The organism is Pseudomonas sp. OV546, assembly GCF_900116845.1.
In the GTDB taxonomy this organism is placed as follows: domain Bacteria; phylum Pseudomonadota; class Gammaproteobacteria; order Pseudomonadales; family Pseudomonadaceae; genus Aquipseudomonas; species Aquipseudomonas petroselini.
On the sequence record NZ_FPCE01000001.1, the window covers coordinates 1088572 to 1110139 of the forward strand.

Consider the following 21568-nt stretch of genomic DNA (forward strand, 5'->3'; position numbering starts at 1 on the left):
CTATGCCAACCCTGCATCTGCTCTGCGGCAAGATCGCCTCGGGCAAGTCCACGCTCGCCGCGCGCCTTGCCGCCGAGCACGCCGCCATTGTGCTGAGTGAAGACCACTGGCTCGCCACGCTATACCCCGGTGAAATCCGCGCCATTGCCGATTACCTCAGCTGCGCCCAGCGTATTCGCGGCGTGCTGGGGCCGCTGGTCATCAATATGCTGCAATCGGGCGTCAACGTGGTGCTGGATTTTCCTGCCAATACCTTGGCCAGCCGCGAATGGCTGTTGGGCCTGGCGCACGTCGCCCAGGTCCCGCACTGCCTGCATTACCTTGAACAGGATGACGCCACCTGCCGCGCCCGACTGCACGCGCGCAACGCCCAAGGTGACCATGACTTTGCCGCCACGGATGCCGAATTTGACCTGATTACCCGCCACTTCTGCGTGCCGAGCGAGGAGGAGGGGCTGGTGATCGAGAGGCATCGGCCATGAGCGCATCGCGATCCACTGGCGTGGACGCCGACGGTTTTATCCTCACGGTTTCCGACGGCCCCGTGCAGCGTGAGTTTCAGCCATTGCTTGAGGATGTCTGCAACCAACTCTCACCTCCAGAGTTTGGGGTGGACGGCATTTACCTCTATGGCAGTGTGGCGCGCGGCGATGCCGTCCCGGGTGTTTCCGATCTTGATCTCACGCTGGTGCTGCGCGAGTCGCCGACGTCAACGCAGTTGGCGCGCTTGGACGTCGTGCGGTGCGACCTGGAGCGGCGGCACCCGCACGTCACCAAGGTGGATTTCGATATCGGCAGCCGCGCACAAGCACTTGCGGCTGAAAACCGGAACCGCTGGGGCTACTGGCTCAAGCACCATTGCCGATGCGTATGGGGCAATGACCTGGCACTGCACTTCGAGCGGTTTCGGCCGTCACTGGACATTGCCTTGGCCGTGAATGGTGACTATGCCGCGGTGTTGACAGCCTATGTCACCCGCATCGCACGTGCCGACACCGAGCAAGAACGCCTTCGCTTGCAGCGCGAAGCGTCGCGCAAACTGATCAGAGCCACCCAGGTATTGAGTGGAGAAGACGGATCGACGTGGCCGCAGACACTTGAAGAGCATGTTGCGCTGTTCCTACGGGGTTATCCGACGCAGGTTGCCCAAGTGGCCTTCTTCCTGTTTGAAGCCCGAAACCCCAGTGCCGACAGCGAAAAATTCTTAGATCGGCTTCAAGCATTTCTGGGCTGGATGGTTTCACAGCAAAGGTAGATAGCAGCTCCCATACCGATCTTCGCCATGGCTCAATTGCGCTCGCCGCTACGACCGAAATCCCACTTACACAGCCGATCCCTTGTGGGAGCTGTCGAGCTTTAGCGAGGCCGCGAAAGCGGTGTGTCAGGCGCTGAAAATGTTGGCAGTACCGCCGCCTTCGCAGCCTCGCTGGGGCTCGACAGCTCCCACATTTGATCTTCGTCGTGGCTCAAATTGCGCTCGCCGCTAAGACCGAAATCCCATCCACACAGCCGATCCCCTGTGGGAGCTGTCGAGCTTTAGCGAGGCTGCGAAAGCGGTGTGTCAGGCGCTGAAAATGTTGGCAGTACCGCCGCCTTCGCAGCCTCGCTGGGGCTCGACAGCTCCCACATTTGATTTTCGTCGTGGCTCAAATTGCGCTCGTAGCTACGACCAAAATCCCACTTATACAGCCGATCCCTTGTGGGAGCTGTCGAGCTTTAGCGAGGCTGCGATAGCGGTGTGTCAGGCGCTGAAGATGCTGGCAGTGTCGCCGCCTTCGCAGCCTCGCTGGGGGTCGACAGCTCCCTCACTCAATGTTGGTCGCGCACTTCCAGGCTCATACGATTGGCGTATGACCCCCCGCATGTCGCTCGTTCACGCCTTTACCCCGTTGACGGTAGGCGGCACCTCAATGAGCATCGCCGCCTTCCTCAGGACTTGAACCGGCCCACCAGCCCATTCAACTCATCCGACAGGTCCGACAGCCGCCCGGAGTCGTCCTGCGCCGAGTTGGCCAGGCTTTCCACCAGCCGCGCTTCGTCGTAGATCTGTTGGATGTGCCGGTTGATCTCTTCGGCCACGCTGTGCTGCTCCTCGGCGGCAGCGGAGATCTGCAGGTTCTGGTCGCGGATTTCGTTTACCGACGTCTGGATGCCTTCAAAGCTGTCCCGCGCGCTTTCGATGGACGAGACGCTGGCGCGCGAGAGGTCCAGGCAACTGCCCATTTTTTGCGTGACTTCCTGGGTCTTGTTTTCCAGGGTGCCGAGCAGTTGCTCGATCTCGCCCGTGGAGTCGGAAGTGCGTTTGGCCAGCGCGCGCACTTCGTCAGCAACCACGGCGAAGCCACGGCCCTGGTCACCGGCACGGGCAGCCTCGATGGCGGCGTTGAGCGCCAGCAGGTTGGTCTGTTCGGCGATCGCGCGAATGGTGCCGAGGATTTGGTTGATGCTGCGGCTGCCGGCTTCCAGCTCGACCATGGCCTGGGACGATTCGGTGAGGCGACGACCCAGACGGTTGACGTTATCGGTGGTGGCTTCGATCTGCTGTTTGCCCTCGGCCACACGCCGGTGCCCGTTTTCGGCGGATTCCGCGGCACCGCTGCATGAGCGCGCGACTTCGTTGGCGGTAGCCACCATCTCGTTGAACGCCGTCGACACCAATTCGACCGCCTCGCGTTGCCGGCCGGCGGCCTCGTTCATGTTGTGCGCCACCTCGCTGTTGACCTTGGAGGCGTTCTGCAGGTTGGCCGAGGCCGCGCCGATATGCTGGATCAGTTGGCGGATCGCCGCGAGAAACTTGTTGAACCAGCCGGCCAGTTCGGCGGTTTCATCTTTGCCCTGTACCTGCAGTTCGTGGCGCAAGTCGCCTTCACCTTGGGCGATGGACTGCAGGCCGGTGCTGACCTGGCCGATGGGTTTGACGATGACCTTGGAGAACGCCGCCGCGATCAGCCCGAAGATAAGCACCAGCACGCCGACGATGGTCGCGGTGAGGTAGGTCATGCGGGTGGCTTCGGCCATGACTTCACGGTGTTCGATCAGCCCGATATAGCGCCAGCCGAGGCCGGGCGAGGTCCACACGTTGGCCATGTAGCGCACGCCGTCGATCACCACTTCCGTGGAGCCCTGCGGGGTGTCGGCCAAATGCGCATAAGGGGCGCCCAGGTCCTTGAGCGGCTTGAAGCTGTGGGCGGCGTCACGCGGGTCTACCAGCACCACACCGTCTTCGATCAGCATCACATAGCCGCTTTCTCCCAGCTTGATGCTTTTGACCAGTTCGGTGAGGTTCTTCAGCGACACGCTGACCACAAATACGCCCTTGGGCTTGCCGTTGTCCAACAGCGCCCGCGCGGTGCCCACCAGTGCCACGTCGTCTTTGTCGTAGTAGTAAGCGGGGGTGCGCACGGTCTTGCCGGGGCTGGCCATCGCGGCCTTGTACCAAGGGCGGGTGCGTGGGTCGTACTTGGCCAGTTGCGGGTCATCCGGCCATTTGGCGTAGGTGCCGTCTTCCAGGCCGATGGAGAGGATCGCCGCCGCCGGGTGCGTGGCACCAAAGCGCGCGAAACGGTCGATCACGGCTTGCGCTTCGGCCGGCATCGGCTGGCTGGCCGCGTCGGTGGGCTGATAGTTTTTCAGCGTGTTCACCGACGTGTATACAGGGTCGGTGGCCATCTGATCGACGTTTTGCAGTGTGCCGTCGAAGAACTGCCGGATGTTGCCATCGATCTGGCGGATTTCACGGGTGCTGCCATCGATGAACTGATCCACGGCCTGGGTGCGCGTGTTCATGACCGAGATCACCGCCACCAGGCTTACCGGGATAAAAGCGACAGAGACGAATGCCAGTACCAGTTTATTTTTTATTTTCATCGAGACGACCATCAGCGGAGAGGGCGGCCAAATCGCCGATTTCAATCAATAAAATACGGCGATTCGCTGTTTTTGCTGTTTCGGCCCGATACCGGTAAATCTTTAGGGTTTTTTGTACACAATACAAAGTGCTTATTGTTCTGTATCCAATCAGTACACATCACGCAGATAACGCTTCTGCTCGCTCAAGTGCCTCCAGTACTCCGCGGCGCCTTCCACGCCAAGCCCGCCGTGGGTTTGCGCCACTTGGCGCAGGGCCTGGTCGACGTCTTTGGCCATATGGCTGGCGTCGCCGCAGATGTACAGCTTTGCGCCGTCCTGCAACCAGCGCCACAGCTCGGCGCCCTGTTCGCGGATGCGGTCCTGCACGTAGACCTTCTGCGCCTGATCGCGGGAGAACGCCAGGCTCAAGTGGGTGAGCAGGCCGTCGCGCTGCATGCCTTGCAGTTCGTCCTGATAGTAGAAGTCGCTGGCCGCGTGCTGTTCACCGAAGAACAGCCAGTTGCGCCCCTGATGGCCCAGCGCTCGGCGTTCCTGCAAGAAGGCGCGGAACGGTGCGACGCCGGTGCCGGGGCCGATCATGATCATCGGCACCTCGCCGTCGCTGGGGGGGCGGAAGTGCTTGGACGGCTGCACGAACAACGGCACTTCTCCGTCGCCGACACGGTCGGCCAGGAAGGTCGAGGACACGCCTTTGCGTTTGCCATAGCGCACGGCGGCCACGGTGAGGTGCACTTGCTGCGGGTACGCCTTGGCACTCGAGGCGATCGAATACAAACGCGGTTGCAGGCGCTTAAGCGTGCCCAGCAGTTCGTCCGCCGAGCACTCGATCGGGTATTCCTGTAGCACGTCCGCCAGTTGCCGGCCCCACAACCAGTCATTCAATTGGGCCTTGTGCTCGGGGTTGAGCAGGTGCTTGAGGCCAGGGTTGGCGCTGCGCTCGGCGATGAAGGTCAAGGTATCGCTGCTGGGCCGGGCGATTTCGAAATGCTGGGTGAGCGCCTGTTGCAGGGGCACATCGCCGAAGGTGTCGATGTTCACGCTGGCACTGGGGCTCAGGCGGGTCAGGTCGAGCAGTTCGCTGACCAGTTCGGGGCAGTTGCGCGGCCGCACGCCCAACGCGTCACCGGCCTCATAAGTCAGCCCGGAGTCGGCCAGGTCCAGGGCGAACTGGCGGGTCTCCTTGTGTGGGCTTTGCGGGTTCAGGTGCCGGTTGAGCAGCAGGCGTGAGCCGTACAGCTTGGTCTTGCCGGCAGGCGTGGCCGGTGCGGCGAGTGCTACGGGCTTTGTCGGGTGAAGGGTCTGTTGGAAGCGCACCAGCCAGGCATCGGCCAGGGCTTCGAATTCGGTGTCGCAATCGACGCGTTCCAACAGGCGGGTTGCGCCCAGTTCCAACAGGCGCTGATCGAGCTGTTTGCCATGGTTGCAGAACTGGTCGTAGTTCGGATCGCCCAAGGCCAGCACCGCAAAGCGCAGCGACTCCAGGCGCGTCTCGGCGGTGCTGAGGCTGTGCCAGAAGCCTTCGCCATTGTCCGGCGGGTCGCCGTCGCCAAAGGTGCTGCTGATCAATGCCAGGGTGTGGGTGCTCGCCAGTTTGCTTGCGGGGAAGTCTGACATCGCGCTCAGCTCCACCGTGATGCCCGCCTCGCGCAGGCGCTTGGCGAATCGTTCGGCCAGGGCTTCGGCGTTACCGGTTTGCGACGCCCACAGCAGGGTGACGGCCGGGGAGGGCGCTGCGAGGGTTTCCGTATGGCTGAACAACCCGCCGAGCAAGCCGTTCAGCCACAGCCGGGATGCGTCGGCCAGGGGGGCATTCGCGGGCATTGTCGGTACGCCGACAGCCTGGCGCGCGGCGTTGGATTGCAGGCCGCTGAGGAAGCCGGCGAGGTAGGTGCGCTCACTGTCGCTCAGGGGCGGTGGCGATACGTGACGGATGCCGGCGAGGTCGGCGAAGGCGTCGAGGCGCGACAGGGTGCAATCCTCTGCTACGGGGGAAGGGAGGTCCAGGAACTGGTGGTCGATCAGTTCGACCCGGGCCAGGGCGACGGCGCAGAACTTGAACTCGGGCTGCAAGGAAATCGGGTCCACCGCATCGTTGGTCACTGCATTGATCGCCAGGTGTTCGCCGAACACATCGTTCCAATGAAACGGCGCAAAACAGTTGCCTGGCCGCACACGGTCGGTGACCACGGCGGGCAGCACGGCGTGGCCGCGCTGGGAGCGTACTTCAACCCGGTCCTTGTCCTGGACGCCCAAGCGGGCGGCGTCTTCCGGGTGCAGCTCGACGAAGGGGCCGGGGTTGAGTTTGTTCAACGTGGCGACTTTGCCGGTCTTGGTCAGGGTGTGCCATTGGTGCTGCACGCGGCCGGTGTTGAGCACGAAGGGGAAGGTGTCATCGGGCATCTCGGCGGGCGGCATATGGGGGCGGGCGAGGAACTGCGCCTTGCCGTTATCCGTGGCGAACGCGAGGGTGCCGTTGGTGCGGTAGCGGATCGGGTTGCGGTGCGCGGCCTCAGTGGATGCGCAGGGCCATTGCAGCGGCTGTTCACGCAGGCGCGGGTAACTCGCGCCACGGATGTCGTAGCCGGTCTTGGGGTTCCAGGCGCGTTTGATTTCTTCAAATACGTCGGCGGCGGAGGCATAGGTGAACGCCTCGGCAAAGCCCATCTCACACGCAACCCTGGCGATGATCTGCCAGTCGGGCAGGGTCTCGCCGGGGGCGTCGACGGCTTTCTGCATCAGGGTCAGGTTGCGCTCGGAGTTGATCATCACGCCCTCGGCCTCGGCCCACAGCGCGCCGGGCAGCAGGATGTCGGCGTAGCGGTTGGTCTCGGTGTCGAGGAACGCGTCCTGGGTGATCACCAGCTCGGCGGCCTGCAGGCCATTGATCACGGTTTGGCGGTTGGGCACGCTGGCAACGGGGTTGGTGCAGATGATCCAGCAGGCCTTGATCTGCCCGGCGGCCATCTGTTCGAACATCGCCACGGTGCCGCTACCGGCCTGTCGCGGCAGGCTGTCGTGGGGGATCTGCCACAGGTCCTCGATAAACACGCGGTCGGCCTCGACCAGTACCGAGCGTTGCCCCGGCAGGCCGGGGCCCATGTAGCCCATTTCGCGCCCGCCCATGGCGTTGGGTTGACCGGTGAGGGAAAACGGCCCGCTGCCCGGACGGCAAATGGCGCCGGTGGCCAGGTGCAGGTTGCACAGGGCGTTGGTATTCCAGGTGCCGTGGGTGCTCTGGTTAAGGCCCATGGTCCAGCAGCTCATCCACTCGGCGGCCTGGCCGATCCAGTCGGCGGCTTGGCGGATATCGGCTTCGGCAAGGCCGGTGATCGCAGCCACCCGTTCTGGCGAGTAGTCCTCCAGGAACGCGGGCATGGCCTCCCAGCCCTCGGTAAACGCGGCAATAAAGGCCGGGTCGGTATGGCCGTTTTTGACCAGCAGGTGCAACAGGCCGTTGAGCAGGGCCAGGTCGGTGCCGGGTTTGATGGGCAGGAACAGGTTGGCCTTGTCCGCCGTAGCGCTGCGCCGAGGGTCGACCACGATCAACTTCGCCCCGGCCTTGACCCGGTCCATCATGCGCAGGAACAGGATCGGGTGACAGTCGGCCATGTTCGCGCCGACCACGAAGAACAGGTCGGCGCGGTCGAAGTCTTCATAGGAGCCTGGCGGGCCGTCGGAGCCGAGGGACAGTTTGTAGCCGCTGCCGGCGCTGGCCATGCACAAGCGTGAGTTGGACTCGATGTTGGCGGTGCGCACGAAGCCTTTGGCCAATTTGTTGATCAGGTATTGGGACTCCAGCGACATCTGGCCCGACACGTAGAACGCCAACGCATCCGGCCCGTGGGTGTCGAGGATCTGGCGCAGGCGGCCTGCGGTTTCACGGATGGCCTTGTCCATGGCGATGCGCACAGGATCATGCTCGCGCGCCTGGCGCACATAGGCGTTCTCCATGCGTCCGGACTCGGCGATGGCTTGCCCGCAGGTGGTGCCCTTGGTGCACAGGCGGCCGAAGTTGGTGGGGTGGGCCTTATCGCCGATCACCTTGACCACCTTATTCTGCTCGACCTGCATGACGATGCCGCAGCCCACGCCACAATAAGGACACACACTGCGCACGTTTTGGTTTGCCATCCGTAACCCCGTAAACAAAAAAGGCGCCTTGTAACCCTCCGTTGAAAAAACGGGGATTACACGGCGCCTTTGTCGTGAGAGGGCAATCAGCGTTGATTGCCTGGTTGAAGTGTTCCTAGCAAGTCACGCGCCAGGTTTTTTATCGGCCTGAAACACCCATTCTGAGGAGGACCGAGATCATTGTGGCGAGGGCGCTTGCTCCCGCTGGAGTGCGCAGCGCTCCCAGGATGTTGGGGCCGCTACGCAGCCCAGCGGGAGCAAGCTCCCTCGCCACAGGAAGCGGGCGGGTGCACTTTTATGACGCGGGGCGCACCAGTTGGAGGCGCTGAAAGCGCGCGTAAAAAACCGCTGATTACGTTGTGATGCCGTGAACGCAGGCCTTGTCTTCGGTTGGCACAGACCCTGCAAGCTCCCTCTCAACCCACCTCGGTCAACGACGATCGACACCATGGGCAATAGCGGTGTATCCGGCGCAGTCGCCCGATCCGAACCCGCATAAGAACAGGCAAAGACGCCTGGAACCGCAAGGTTTCAGGCGTTTTTTTTTGCTTTTTTAAACCGTGATGAGCTTTGTCGGGTGATTTATATGAACAGTCTCAAAACCCTGATCGTCGTCGGCAATGGCATGGTCGGCCACCACTGTGTGGCGCAACTGATCGAACGCGGCGTGCTGGATCACTACCGCTTGCATGTGTTCAGCGAAGAGCCGATGCGCGCCTATGACCGGGTGCATCTGTCCGAGTATTTCACCGGCCGCGATGCTGAGTCGCTGGCACTCTCAGAAGCCTCGCTTTACCAGACGCCGGGGGTGACGTTGCACCTGGGCGTGCCGGTAGTGGAGATCGACCGCGCCCGCTGCGAAGTGATCACCGCCGACGGTTGTGTGGCCTATGACAAGCTGGTACTGGCGACCGGTTCCTATCCCTTCGTGCCGCCCATCGAGGGCGCCGAAGGCGATTCGCGCCTGGTGTACCGCACCCTTGAAGACCTGGATGCCATCCGTAAGGCCGCCGCCAACGCGCGGCGCGGTGTGGTTGTGGGCGGTGGCCTGCTGGGCCTGGAAGCCGCCAACGCGCTGAAGAGCCTGGGCCTTGAAGCGCACGTGGTGGAGTTCGCGCCGCGCTTGATGCCGGTGCAACTGGACGATTTTGGCGGCCTGGCGCTCAAGGCGCAGATCGAGCGGTTGGGCGTGGGGGTGCATTTGTCGCGTGCGACTCAGTCGATCAGCGCCGGCGAGCAGTACCGCTATCGCATGAATTTTGCCAATGACGAGTTCCTCGAAACCGACCTGATCGTGTTTTCCGCCGGCATCCGCGCCCAGGACGCACTGGCTCGCCAGGCCGGCCTGGAGATCGGTCCGCGTGGCGGCGTGGTGATCAACGACGAGTGCCTGAGCTGCGACCCGAACATCTACGCGATTGGCGAATGCGCCTCCTGGAACGGCAGCCTGTTCGGCCTGGTCGCGCCGGGCTACCAGATGGCCCGTGGGGTTGCCGCGCTGCTCTGCGAGCAAACCGCCGAGCCGTTTGTGGGCGCGGACATGTCGACCAAACTCAAGTTGCTCGGCGTGGACGTGGGCTCCATCGGCGACGCCCACGCCCATACGCCCGGCGCGCGCAGTTATCAATTTATCGACGAGGCCAGCGCCAGCTACCGCCGGCTGGTGGTGGATGCCTCGGGCAAGCACGTGATCGGTGCTGTTTTGGTGGGCGATAACAGCTATTACGACACCTTGCTGCAATACATGCAGAACAGCATCGTGCTGCCGTCCGAGCCGGCCAGCCTGATCCTGCCATCCTCCAGCGGTGCGCCGACCCTCGGCCCCGGTGCGTTGCCGGAGTCGGCCACGGTGTGCTCCTGCCACAACGTGACCAAAGGCTCGATCTGCTCGGCCATCGACAGCGGCTGCAGCGACCTCGGCCTGCTCAAATCCCAGACCAAGGCCTGCACCGGTTGCGGCGGCTGCGCGGGGTTGCTCAAGCAAGTGTTCGAGCATGAGCTGATCGCCCGGGGTGTCAGCGTCGACAAAAGCCTGTGCGAACACTTCGCCCACACCCGGCAGGAGCTGTATGCCCTGGTGCGCGTGGAAGGCATCATCACCTTCGAAGAACTGCTGGCCAAACACGGCCGTGGCCACACCGGTTGCGACGTGTGCAAGCCGGCGGTGGGTTCGATCCTGGCGTCGTGCTGGAACCAACCGATCATGGACGCCTCCCTGGTGCCCTTGCAGGACACCAACGATACGTTCATGGCCAACATGCAGAAGAACGGCACCTACTCGGTGGTGCCTCGCATTCCGGGCGGCGAGATCACCGCGGACAAACTTATCGTGATCGGCGAGGTGGCGAAGAAATACGACCTTTACACCAAGATCACCGGCGGCCAGCGCATCGACCTGTTTGGCGCGCAACTGCACGAGCTGCCGGATATCTGGGCCGAATTGATCGCGGCCGGTTTCGAGACCGGGCATGCGTATGGCAAATCCACGCGCACGGTGAAGTCCTGCGTGGGCAGTACCTGGTGCCGCTACGGCGTGCAAGACAGCGTGAAAATGGCGCTGCTGATCGAGGACCGCTACAAGGGCCTGCGCTCGCCGCACAAGCTCAAGTTCGCGGTGTCCGGCTGCACCCGCGAGTGCGCCGAAGCCCAGAGCAAAGACGTGGGCGTGATTGCCACCGAGAAGGGCTGGAACCTCTACATCGCCGGCAACGGGGGCATGCGCCCACGTCATGCGGAGCTGTTCGCCACCGACCTGGATGACGCCACGCTGATCCGCTACATCGACCGTTTCCTGATGTTCTACATTCGCACCGCCGACAAGTTGCAGCGCACCTCCGTATGGCGCGAAAGCCTGGAAGGCGGCCTGGATTTCCTCAAGGATGTGATCCTGGACGACAGCCTGGGCCTGGGTGCCGAGCTGGAAGCGCAGATGCAACAGGTGGTCGACCGTTATGAATGCGAGTGGGCCAACGCCCTCAAGGACCCGGAAAAACTCAAGCGTTTCCGCACCTTCGTCAACGACAAACGCCCCGACCCGGACATCCACTTCGTCCAGGAACGCGGCCAGCGCCGGCCGATCATGGCCGCTGAACTCAACCTGATTCCCGTCATCGAGGAGATTGCCTGATGAGCCAGCCTAATACTCAACGCACCCTGGCCACTTGGAAAGGTGTGTGCAGCGAGGCCGACCTGGTGAGCAATTCCGGGGTGGTGGTGTGGTTGGACGGCGCCCAAGTCGCGCTGTTCTACCTGCCCGGTGCGCAGGACCAGACGCTGTACGCCATCGACAACCACGACCCGCAATCCGGCGCCAATGTGATCGGTCGTGGCTTGGTCGGCAGCATCAAGGGCGACCTGGTGGTGGCCGCGCCGATCTACAAGCAGCATTACCGTTTGCACGACGGCCAATGCCTGGAGGCACCGGAGCAGCGCCTGCGGGTGTGGCCGGTGCGGTTGAATGCTGGCGTAGTGGAAGTCAGCGTGGGCTGACACACCGAGGTCAAAATGTGTTGCATCCGATAGAGCTTACTGCTCCTGGCTGCAATCACGCGGTCGGCCTGCACCCAGTCGCTGATCAGGGGGCCAGCGACGTCGCGTCGTGAGTCAGCGTGGTCTGACACACTGAGGTCAAAATGTGGGAGGGGGCTTGCCCCCGATAGCGGAGTGCCGGTCAATAGATTCATAGGCTGATCCATCGCCATCGAGAGCACGCTCCCTCCCACATTTGAACTGTGTTGCATCCGATAGATGCTTACTGCTCTTTGCTGCAATCACGCGGGGTGATGCCTTTCTCCTTGGCGTACTGCGCGGCAGAGGCTTCGATGATCGGCCGCAACAGTGCGCGGTCGGCCTGTACCCAGTCGCTGATCAGGTTCCAGCGCTGGCCATCCCATTGCTGGAAGCGCACGGCGCCGCCGCCTTCGTGGTCGGCGCAGGAGAGTTTCAGCGGTTGCACCAGGCCTTTGGCGCCGAGTGCCTGCAGCCGTGCATCGTCGAGGTTCAGGTGTTCGAACCCCCAGCGCACCTGTTCGCCGGTGAGCGGTTGGTGGCCGTATTTTTCCTGGGCCAGGCGCAGCGCTTCGACGTTGAGAATGCCGTTGACCACGCCCAGGTTGTAATACACGGTGCCAAAGCGCTTGGGGTCGGCCAGGTTGCCTTTGCCGGCGTCCACCACGCTTTGCTTGATGCCTTGCAAGACCGGAAAGTCGGTGCCGGAAGGGTGCGTGGTGATCGAGATAAAGCCCTTGGCGGCGGCACCGGCGGGCACCACGTCTTCCTCCGAGTTGCTCCAGATATTGCCGATGATGTGATCGGCCGGGTAGCCGACTTTTTGCGCGGATTTCAGCGCCACCGGGTTCATCACGCCCCAGCCACGCAGGATCACCCAGTCGGGTTTGAGGCGGCGGATATTCAGCCACTGCGATTGCTGTTCGTTACCGGGGTGCGGCACTTCGAGCAGGGTCAATTCGAAGCCGGCATTTTTTGCCAGGGTTTCCAGTACGCCATTGGTTTCCTTGCCGTACGGCGAGCCGTGGTACAGCACCGCAATTTTCTTGCCCTTGAGCTTGTCCGCGCCCCCCTCGCGTTGGCCGATGTAGTTGATGATCGCCGAAACTTCCGAGTACGGATTGAGCTGCAGCGGAAATACATAGGGGAACACGCTGCCGTCGGTGGAGTCGGTACGGCCGTGGTTGATGGTGATCAGCGGCAATTTGTCGGCGGTGGAACGTTCCAGGGTGGCGTAGGCGATGCCCACAGACAGTGGGTTGGTCGCGGCGGCCGGGGCGCCGTTGAGTCCGCCCTTGAGGCGTTCGTAGCATTCGACGCCTTTCTCCACCACGTACTCGGTCTCGCATTCACTCCAGGTCAGCTTGACGCCGTTCACCCCGCCCTTGGCGTTGATGTATTGCAGGTAGTCGATAAACCCGCCGAAGAAACCGGTGCCGCCGGCGGCATACGGGCCGACCCGGTAGCTCTGCAACGGAAAGTATTGTTCGTTGGCAGCCTGGGCGCCGGCCGAGAGCGTGCCGGTGATCAGGGCCAGGCCCAAGGCCAGGCGGCGCAGCGATAAGCGGTGTGTCATGGAGGTCATTCCTGGGAGGTTATTGAGTTCAGTAACGCAGCGGCCACACCCTGGCCCGTTGACGAAAGCGCTGCCACAGGCGGGCCAGCCCCTCCGGTTCCTTGATCAAAAAAGCGATGATCAGCGCGCCGAAGAGCATCTTTTGGATGTTCTCCAATTGGCCCGCGTCCATCAGCCCGGCGGGCAGCAGGGCGAAGAGGTTGCCCAGCAGGATAGGGAACAACACGATGAACGCCGCCCCCAGGAAGTTGCCGAGCACGCTGCCCAGGCCGCCGATAATGATGATGAACAAGACCTGGAAGGAGCGGCTCAGGTCGAAGCCGTGAGGCTCGACGGTGCCCAGGTAAGCGAAGGCCCAAAGTGAGCCCGCGACGCCCAGGTAAAAGCCGCTGATCGCAAACGCCAGCAGCTTGGTTTTCAACAGGCGAATACCGATGACGGCGGCGGCGGTGTCCATGTCGCGTACCGCCATCCAGTTGCGGCCAAGCTCGCTGCGGACCAGGTTTTTGCCCAGCCAGAACAGCGCCGCCACTATGGTCAACGTCAGTACATAGCGGCCTCGGGGTGAGCTGAAATCCAGCCCGGCAACCAGCAGCGGTGGCGAGGTGATCACCCCGGAAGCGTTGTCGTTGGTGAACCAGCTGAAGCGGGTGAGCACCCACTCCACCACGAACTGCGCGGCCAGGGTCGCCACCAGCAAGTAAAACCCCTTGATACGCAGGCTCGGCAGCCCGAAGAGCACCGCCACCAGCGCCGCGATCACACCACCCAGGGCAAGGCTGACCAGCAGCGGCAAACCGGGCACGCGCAGGTGCAGGTTGTAGGCGGCGAACGCGCCCACGGCCATGAACGCTGCCGAGCCCAATGAGAGCTGCCCGGCGTAGCCCGTCAGCAGGTTGAGCCCAAGCCCCGCCAGCGACAGCACCAGCAGCGGCACCAGAATGGCGCTGAACCAGTAGTCATTGCCCAGCCACGGCAGCGCAAAAAACGCAAAACCCAGCAGCAGCCACAGCCCGATGCGGTCTTGGCGCAAGCGGAAGGTACGGCGCTCGGCCGCGTAGGAGGTGCTGATTTGACCGACTTCTTGATACAGCATGCAGGCATTTCCTCAAGGACAATCAGACCCGTTCGATGGCGCGCTCGCCGAATAAGCCGGCAGGCCGCACCAGCAGGAACAGCAAGGCAAGGACGTACGGCACCCAGTTTTCAATGCCGCTGCCGATGATCGGGCCGAGGTAGATCTCGGCGATTTTCTCGCTTGCGCCGATGATCAAACCGCCGACAATCGCGCCGCCGATGGAAGAGAAACCGCCGATGATCAACACCGGCAACGCCTTGAGCACCACCAGCGACAGCGAGAACTGCACCCCCAGGCGCGCGCCCCAGAGCAACCCGGCCACCAGGCCGACAAACCCCGCCACTGCCCACACCAGCGCCCAGATACGCGGCAGCCGGATACCCACCGCCATGGATGCCAGCGGGTCATCCGCCACCGCACGCAACGACAGACCCACCCGCGTCTTGTTGAACAGCAGCGACAGGGCGATCACCAGCACGGCGGCGGTGCCGGCGGCAAACAGGTCGAATTGCGAGAGCAGCATGCCGCGGATTTCCAGCGGCTCGTCGGCGATGCCCAGGTCCAGCCCATGCACCTGTGCGCCCCAGAGGAACTGGGCGAACCCTTCGATCAGGTAAGACAGCCCAAGGGTGGCCATAAACAGGATGATCGGCGGGCGATTGACCAAGGGGCGCAGCACCACTTTTTCGATCAGCAGCGCCAGCACCACCATGCTTGCCAGGGTGAGCAGGAACGCCCAGGCGAAGGGGAAGCCGCGTTCCAGCAGGCTGACAAATGTCAGCGCGGCGAACAGCACCATGGCGCCTTGGGCAAAGTTGAACACGCCCGAGGCTTTGTAGATCAGCACAAAACCAATCGCCACCAGGGAATACATCACGCCCGCCAGCAGCCCGCCGATCAGCACTTCGAAGAAAAATTCCATGCTCAAGTCCCCAGGTAAGCGGCGATGACATCGGGGTTGGCGCGCACCTGCTCCGGGGTGCCGTCGCCAATCTTGCGACCGTAGTCGAGGACCACCACGTGGTCGCACAGGCCCATGACCACGCCGATATCGTGTTCGATCAACACCACGGTGGTGCCGAACTCGCGGTTGATGTCGCGGATGAACTGACTCATCTGCGCTTTCTCCTGCGCGTTCATGCCCGCCATGGGTTCATCCAGCAGTAGCAGGGTGGGCTCGGACGCCAGGGCGCGGGCCAGTTCGACACGCTTTTGCAGGCCATAGGGCAGGGTGCCTACCAGCACATGGCGCCAGGGATGGATCTGCAGAAAGGCAATCACCTTTTCCGCGTGCAGGCGGTGCGTGTCGTCCTCGCTGGGCGCGCGGCCCAGGCGCAGCATCTGTTCGATCCAACTGCTGCGGCGCTTGAGGTTGCGCCCGGTGAGGACGTTGTCGAGCACACTCATGCCCTTGAACAGCGCGATGTTCTGGAAGGTCCGCGCAATCCCGCCTTCGGCCGCCTGGTGTGCGCGCATACGCCGTCGCGTCTGGCCCGCGTAGTGGACAGTGCCGCTCTGGGGGTGGTAGACCCCGTTGATCACATTGAGCAGTGAGCTTTTACCCGCGCCGTTGGGGCCGATCAGCCCGCAGATGTCGCCGGCTTTGACGTCGAAACTGATGGAGGTGATGGCCTTGATACCCTTGAACGACAGGGAGATGTCATCGAGCCGCAGTAATACCGATTGGGTGGGTGAGTGCATGGCGGGCTCGTCAGACAGGTTGAGACAGCAAGTGGTCGGTGGGTTCGTGGCGGGGGGAGGGTTCTTGCCAGTGGCCGGGTCGAATCCCCAAGGCGGAGAAGAACGCCGCCGTTTCCGGGCTCAGCGGCGGCCCGACCAGCAGCGGCACACGCAGGCGGCTCATGCCCAGCACATCCCGCAAGGGACGCCGCACCAACCAGTGGCCCAGCCAGTGGCGAGCGGGGGATGAGCTCGGCTGTATGGCCCAGCGGTACACGTGGTGGCTGAGGGTGCCCGGCATGGGCAGGCGCTCTTGCACCCACTGTTCCAGGCGGGCGTAGGATTCGCGGGTGCCGAGTACTAACGTGGGGCCGAGCTCTCGGCGGTCGGTGTCACGCGTGGCCAGAGCCTCGGGAAAGTTGAGGCAAAACCCGGTGTGCAGCCAGGGGGCGAGCAGGTAACGCGCTTGCCCGCTGGCGGCGAATACCCGTGCGGCCAATGCCTCCTCTTCGGCGCTCAGTTGTTCCCGCTGGACCAGCGTGCGAGCGCCCGCCAGCAACTGCGTGTGAGTCAAGCGCAGCGGGGTGTCGGCATGAAAGACGAACGCAGTATCGCCGGGTTGCGTGGCGCAGACGGGGGCGGGCGTTTCCGCGCTTAAGTCGGTATAGGCGATCAACTCGGCGCTTTGCTGCTGACTCAGCCCACGTCCGTCGAGGTACATCACCACTGCGTCTTCACGCAGGTGTTGCAGCGCTTGCAGGTCTTGCGCCAGCACGAAGCGCGGCCGCAGCCCGGCGAGCAGCGCACGGTTGTCGCGGTCCGGGTCCAGCAACGTGACGCTGCCCCCCAGCCATTGCGCTGCCAGCGCCAACAGCAGCGCTTCGGGACGCGCTTGGCTGATGATCAATAGATCATCGTGCTGACGGAAATTGCGCGCCTGCAGGGCCGCGGCGAGCCGGTTGACCTCGTGCGCCAGTTCGCTCCAGCTGCGCGTGTGCCAGATGCCCAGATGCTTGTAGCGCAAGGCAATCGCCGAGCCTCGGGTGTGGGCTTGAAGCAACAACGCCTGGGGCAGTGTGTGGGGCATGGGGGCATCCTTCGGATTGATGCGAAGGCTTTTGCACGCGTCATGCCATAGCGTTAAATGCTTTTATTTCAATGGGATACGAGTGTTTCGTGAGGGGTTGGGTTGTGTTGATTCCGCACAAGCTGTCCAAGCACTGTTGTTGCGCCAACAGCGGTGTCAGTGGATGTCTTCGGTGGCGGGCTCCCGCCCGTCACCTCGGAATGAGCCCCGCGTCCCGATAGCTCTGCACCAGTTCGTCGTACAAACGCAGATCGGCGCGCGTGCGGGCAATCAACTGTGCACCGGCAATGGCTGTGTAGATGGCGCGGGCGCGGCGCTCGCAGCTTTCGGCATCGCCGGGTTGGATCTCAGTGAGCAGGGCCGCCAGCCAAGCCACGTTGATATCGGCAAACGCCAGGATCTCTTTCTTGACGGCCTCGGGCAGGTCCTGGTATTCGGCCGCCATAAAGCTGGACAGGCATAGCCGATTACCGTCCTCGAGGGATTGGCGAAAGATGCTGGGGTAGATTTGCATGCACTCCAACGGATCCGGGTTTTCCAGGCGTATGGCCTCGAGGGCACTGGCGGTGTTTTCCCAATACCGCTTGGCGACGGCCGCGCCGAGCTCGGCTTTGCTCGGGAAGTGGTAATAGATACTGGCGTTCTTGATCCCCACCGTTTCGCCGATGCTGCGAAAGTTGATGCCGCTGTAGCCGTAATGCTGAGCCGCGGCTTTGGCGGCTTCCAGGATGGCTTCACGCGCGTTTTCACTCACGTAGGGATTCCTCGGTCGTGGGGTGGGATGGGCGGATTCTACGCCCATAAGGTTTTACCTGCCAACTGGTAGGGAATGCTTGACAGCTGAAAAACAAGCGCTCAATGTTTACCTACCACTTGACAGGTAGGCGACCCCAACATGACGTTCCAACCGACACTCTCCGACGCATCCTCCCACCCGCTGATGAAGATCTATGACTGGTACAGCGGCCCGTATCCGGCACGCGTGCGGATCGCCTTGGCCGAGAAAGGCCTGCTGCCGAGCATCGAGTTCGTCTCGGTCAACCTCTGGAAAGGCGAGCACAAACAGCCCGCATTTGTCGCCCTGAATTACTCCGGCACCCTGCCGGTGCTGGAGCTTGCCGATGGCACGTTGATCGCTGAATGCACGGCGATCACTCAGTACCTGGACGTCCTTGAAGGAACCCCGACCCTCACCGGTAAAACTCCCGTTGAGCAAGGCCTGATCCATATGCTGACCAAACGTGCGGAAATTGAGCTGATGGACGCGGTCAGCGTGTATTTCCATCACGCCACGCCTGGGCTTGGACCAGAGGTCGAGCTTTACCAGAACGCCGAATGGGGCATGCGTATGCGCGACAAGGCGGTGAGGGGCATGCGCTACTTCGATGGCCTCCTCAAAACACGGGCGTACGTAGCGGGCGATGCGTTTTCCATGGCGGACATTGCCGTACTGGGCGGCCTGATCTTCGCCGCACTGGTGGAACTGCCGATACCGCAGGAATGTGAGGCACTGCATGCGTGGCAAGCCAAGGTGAATGAGCGCGCCAGCGTCCAGGCGTGGCGAGCGATGGTGGCGCAGCCTGGCTAAAGCCGCGCTGGAGCAACAGACCACGCTGCTGTTGACGGCGTATCTGCAAGCGCACGCGTCAGCCGCACCCGACCTGTGACAGGCACGCTCAGCAATGAGCCATGATCTCGTCGGCCGTGACAACCTCGGCATAATCCATTGCCAGGTTACTCAACGACAACGCATGCACATCCTCGGCCGGCCACAGGCGCCCGGACAAATCCGTTTGATCGAAGGTGTAGCAGGCGTCTGAAACCACAGCCACTTCAAAACCCAGGTTGCCGCCTGAGCGCGCTGTGGACTCGACCGAGTTGTTAGTGATCACACCGACGATCACCAGTTGCCGGATCGAACGCACCTGCAGCCAGCGCTCCAACCCCGTGGCGGCGAAGGCATCCGGCACGTTCTTTTCCACCACATGCTCATGCGCAAGCGGTTCCAGCGCCGGCTGGAACTCGCAACCCGGTTGGCCCGGCCAGAACACCGAACCGGGCGAACGCGAAATGTGCCGGATGTGCACGACCGGGCGGCCGGATTGCCGCCACGCATCCAACAGGCGCTGTATCTGCACTTCGGCGCCTGGGTTGTTACGCCGCCCCAGCGTTGGCTGGGTCATGCCTTGCTGCATGTCGATGATCAGCAGTGCGGCGTTAGTGGCTATCGGCGGCATGGCACTTTCCTTTGTGGGTATGGCTGGAAACATATCAGCCAACGTGGGGGCCAGACAGCGATTTGTTCGACGTATTCGCTGGGGCCGAACTTCAGCGTCAATGATAGGGAGGTCATGGCGTTTGCCCTGTGCGATGGCGCCGGTATCGGCCTGTTGGCTGGGTGCTCGGCCATTGATGACTTGCGGTCAGGCAAGCTCGTGCGGGTCTAGCCCGATAACCCTACTCATGGGCGCAATGTGTATGCCGTCTACACCTTGCGCCAATGTCTGAACGTTAAGAACGCACGGACTTTTTGGGAAACTGTTCCGTCCCGGTGACTGCTTTATTGAGCCGGCGAAACGCTCTGACGAACATAATAATTGTCGAACTCACTGCTTTCGACGAACTTGAAACCATGGCGGGTATAAAAGCGATTCGAGGCACTGTCTTTAAGTGCCCCCACTTTAATAGGGCGCTCAGCTGCATCGGCTTCGTTGAAGATCTGCGTGAGAACAGCAGCGCCGATGCCTGATCCTTGCATGCTCGGTCTAACGTACAAATGATCGAGTAACAGTTCATTGTGGTACTGCTTGACGACTACGAAACCTACCCGCTCTCCAGAAACCTCGATGTAGCGTGTGTTGTGGGCTTCAAACCCATTCAGAAACCGCTCCCTCGCGCGCACTGGATCAAAGCGCCCAACACGCTCCAGGCTTTCGCGCATAGCCTCGATTCGAATGGTTACAAGGTCGTCCACATCGCTTTGTTGAGCCTGGACCAAAACGACTGAAGCCGTTTGAGGGGGTGTGAAGGGCATGTTTGCACATCCTTTTGCTGGCGTGATGCGAAACATATCAGCCCATGCGTAGACCCAAACAGGGATTTATGCGAAGCATCCACCGTTTGCCATTACACTGTCGCCCCGAATTTCAGCAAGGATGCTCTGAATGCGTTCGTTAGTGCGCGGTGTGTTCCTTTCGATAACCTTTGCCGCACCGGCCATGGCCGAGCCGCGCTCGTTCTCGGTCAACGATCCCAGTGGCAAATTCCTGGTCGAAGCAGTGTTCCCGGACGTGCCGCAAGACGTGCAGCAACTGGCTCGCGCCCTGATCACCGTGCGTGACAGAACCACCCTCGAAACCCTGCAACAGTTGCAGACCCCGGCCGGTAACGTGCCGCAGGATCGCAATGGCGCGACACGCGCTGACCATCTGGTGGGCGAGTACGGCTTGTTGTACTTCGCCGATATCAACGGGGACGGGCGCCAGGACCTGGCGATTCGTAATGGTGAAGATGCCAATGAGAGCTTGCAGTACCACTACGATGTGTATCTGCAAGACCCGGTTAAAACCCAATGGGTACTGAACCGTCCATTGACCGACCTGGCGAACGAAACCTTCGGCGGGATGTTTTCAGTCGCGAAGGACGGCATCATCCATTCGCAAACCAACCGTGGCTGCTGCTGGACACGTTCCAGCCGTTTGCACATGCGCGACGGTGAGTTGGTGCGGCTGGATTCCTACACCCAACAAGAAGTCCCGCCTACCGAGGATGGAGAAAACTCGAGCATGCCCCGCGGCTACATGCTGCGCACCACTGGCGAGTGGAAAGACGGTAAATGGCAGGAGACACCGCGCCTCGAAGGCCCCGTCAATGAAGACCCTCAGTACCTGGTCGGCACCCTCAACGGCAAGATCCCGGTGCAACTCTGGTACCAGCAGCAAGGTGCGGTGCTGATCGGTGAAGTGCGTTACACCAAAAGTGGCAGTGGCAAGCCGATCAAGCTGGTGGGTGAGCAGGGCGAGTATGACGGCAAGGCGTTCGACTACCTCTTCGAATACGCCGATGACGGCCACCAGACCGGGATCTGGCGCATAACCCAGGAAACCGTCGAGCCTTATCGCTACAGCGGTAGCTGGGTCGCTGCCGGCAAGGACAACACGCCTGACCTGGAGATCCAATTGCAGCGTGAGGACCGCGAACCGGAGTACGACAAACTCAGCGAAGTCGCGCGCGACCAACGCAGTGGCCATTACCAGATGCGTGATGACTTCCTCGACCGCGATGGCGACCTGGACCTGACTATCTTGCCCGAACGCGATGCCGAGGGCCGGGAACTCGCGCAATTCACCCTCACACTCAAAGCCACCGGCACCTCCAAAGCCATCGTGACCGCGCATCACACCGTGCCGATGGAAACCGAAAACCTGATTATCGTGCGTGACCCCCTGGCGTCCAAACGGGCAGGCCCGTACCACATCCAACTGGTAAAGAACTTCGCGGTCATTGAACACAACTCGGCGCCCGACAGCCTGGATTACTTGACGGGGAAGTACCGTAAGCAGCCATGACTTGAAACCGGCTGATGGGCGTCTCCTTTGGCGTAAAGCGTTGCACCGTCGAGCGTTGCTTCTCAACGGTG

16 protein-coding genes and 1 pseudogene are annotated in these 21568 nt (G+C 62.2%); 6 read left to right on the plus strand and 11 right to left on the minus strand.

Going from position 1 to position 21568, the window contains the following annotated elements; genetic code table 11:
• The first annotated feature begins 2 nt into the window (after window positions 1–2).
• Window positions 3–482 (plus strand): P-loop nucleotide/nucleoside kinase family protein, encoded by a 480-nt coding sequence (locus BM403_RS05060; RefSeq protein ID WP_012724585.1) that lies wholly within the window; start codon window positions 3–5, stop codon window positions 480–482.
• Window positions 479–1255 carry a nucleotidyltransferase domain-containing protein gene (locus BM403_RS05065; protein WP_093541883.1) on the plus strand — a complete coding sequence of 259 codons (777 nt, stop codon included), beginning with the start codon at window positions 479–481 and terminating at the stop codon, window positions 1253–1255. Before BM403_RS05060 ends, BM403_RS05065 begins: the two co-directional genes overlap by 4 nt.
• 674 nt (window positions 1256–1929) lie before the next feature.
• Here BM403_RS05065 and BM403_RS32440 read toward each other — a convergent pair.
• From BM403_RS32440 to BM403_RS05075, 3 genes and pseudogenes are all read right to left on the minus strand, one after another.
• Window positions 1930–2697, minus strand: coding sequence for a methyl-accepting chemotaxis protein (locus BM403_RS32440; protein ID WP_370636048.1), 768 nt, complete (start codon window positions 2695–2697; stop codon window positions 1930–1932).
• Window positions 2698–2784: 87 nt separating this feature from the next.
• A pseudogene (locus BM403_RS32445) lies at window positions 2785–3879 on the minus strand (cache domain-containing protein); the annotation flags it as partial.
• Between the two features lie 138 nt (window positions 3880–4017).
• The gene (locus tag BM403_RS05075) at window positions 4018–8001 is read right to left on the minus strand and encodes a bifunctional nitrate reductase/sulfite reductase flavoprotein subunit alpha (RefSeq protein WP_093541885.1); all 3984 of its coding nucleotides are present in this window, start codon (window positions 7999–8001) and stop codon (window positions 4018–4020) included.
• A 586-nt stretch (window positions 8002–8587) separates the two neighbouring features.
• Between BM403_RS05075 and nirB the strand changes: the two genes are divergently transcribed.
• Together nirB and nirD are read left to right on the plus strand one after the other, a co-directional pair.
• A complete protein-coding gene (gene nirB, locus BM403_RS05080) occupies window positions 8588–11128 on the plus strand; it encodes a nitrite reductase large subunit NirB (RefSeq protein ID WP_093541887.1) in 2541 nt (846 codons plus the stop codon).
• Window positions 11128–11490, plus strand: coding sequence for a nitrite reductase small subunit NirD (gene nirD / locus BM403_RS05085; RefSeq protein WP_012724580.1), 363 nt, complete (start codon window positions 11128–11130; stop codon window positions 11488–11490). Before nirB ends, nirD begins: the two co-directional genes overlap by 1 nt.
• Window positions 11491–11752: 262 nt before the next feature.
• On the opposite strand, the gene BM403_RS05090 is transcribed toward nirD, so the two are convergent.
• The 6 genes from BM403_RS05090 to BM403_RS05115 form a co-directional block, all read right to left on the minus strand.
• On the minus strand, window positions 11753–13084 hold the full coding sequence (locus BM403_RS05090; protein ID WP_093541889.1) for an ABC transporter substrate-binding protein: 1332 nt from the start codon (window positions 13082–13084) through the stop codon (window positions 11753–11755).
• 28 nt (window positions 13085–13112) lie between these two features.
• On the minus strand, window positions 13113–14180 hold the full coding sequence (locus tag BM403_RS05095) for a branched-chain amino acid ABC transporter permease (protein WP_093541891.1): 1068 nt from the start codon (window positions 14178–14180) through the stop codon (window positions 13113–13115).
• A gap of 22 nt (window positions 14181–14202) precedes the next feature.
• Window positions 14203–15084, minus strand: coding sequence for a branched-chain amino acid ABC transporter permease (locus tag BM403_RS05100; RefSeq protein WP_012724577.1), 882 nt, complete (start codon window positions 15082–15084; stop codon window positions 14203–14205).
• Between the two features lie 2 nt (window positions 15085–15086).
• A complete protein-coding gene (locus BM403_RS05105) occupies window positions 15087–15863 on the minus strand; it encodes an ABC transporter ATP-binding protein (RefSeq protein ID WP_012724576.1) in 777 nt (258 codons plus the stop codon).
• 10 nt (window positions 15864–15873) lie between these two features.
• A complete protein-coding gene (locus tag BM403_RS05110; RefSeq protein WP_093541893.1) occupies window positions 15874–16929 on the minus strand; it encodes an AMP-binding protein in 1056 nt (351 codons plus the stop codon).
• A gap of 190 nt (window positions 16930–17119) precedes the next feature.
• The gene (locus tag BM403_RS05115) at window positions 17120–17683 is read right to left on the minus strand and encodes a TetR/AcrR family transcriptional regulator (RefSeq protein WP_093541896.1); all 564 of its coding nucleotides are present in this window, start codon (window positions 17681–17683) and stop codon (window positions 17120–17122) included.
• Window positions 17684–17824: 141 nt separating this feature from the next.
• Between BM403_RS05115 and BM403_RS05120 the strand changes: the two genes are divergently transcribed.
• On the plus strand, window positions 17825–18517 hold the full coding sequence (locus BM403_RS05120; protein WP_093541898.1) for a glutathione S-transferase: 693 nt from the start codon (window positions 17825–17827) through the stop codon (window positions 18515–18517).
• 88 nt (window positions 18518–18605) lie between these two features.
• Here the strand turns inward: BM403_RS05120 and BM403_RS05125 are convergent, their stop codons facing one another.
• Together BM403_RS05125 and BM403_RS05130 are read right to left on the minus strand one after the other, a co-directional pair.
• Window positions 18606–19166: a cysteine hydrolase family protein gene (locus tag BM403_RS05125; protein ID WP_093541901.1), complete on the minus strand. Its 561-nt coding sequence runs from the start codon at window positions 19164–19166 to the stop codon at window positions 18606–18608.
• A 323-nt stretch (window positions 19167–19489) separates the two neighbouring features.
• Window positions 19490–19963, minus strand: a complete 474-nt coding sequence (locus BM403_RS05130; RefSeq protein WP_046036178.1) for a GNAT family N-acetyltransferase — start codon at window positions 19961–19963, stop codon at window positions 19490–19492.
• A gap of 130 nt (window positions 19964–20093) precedes the next feature.
• Here BM403_RS05130 and BM403_RS05135 point away from each other — a divergent pair, with 130 nt between their 5' ends.
• Entirely contained in the window at window positions 20094–21497 is a 1404-nt protein-coding gene (locus BM403_RS05135) for an XAC2610-related protein (protein WP_093541904.1), read from the plus strand.
• Window positions 21498–21568: the final 71 nt, after the last annotated feature.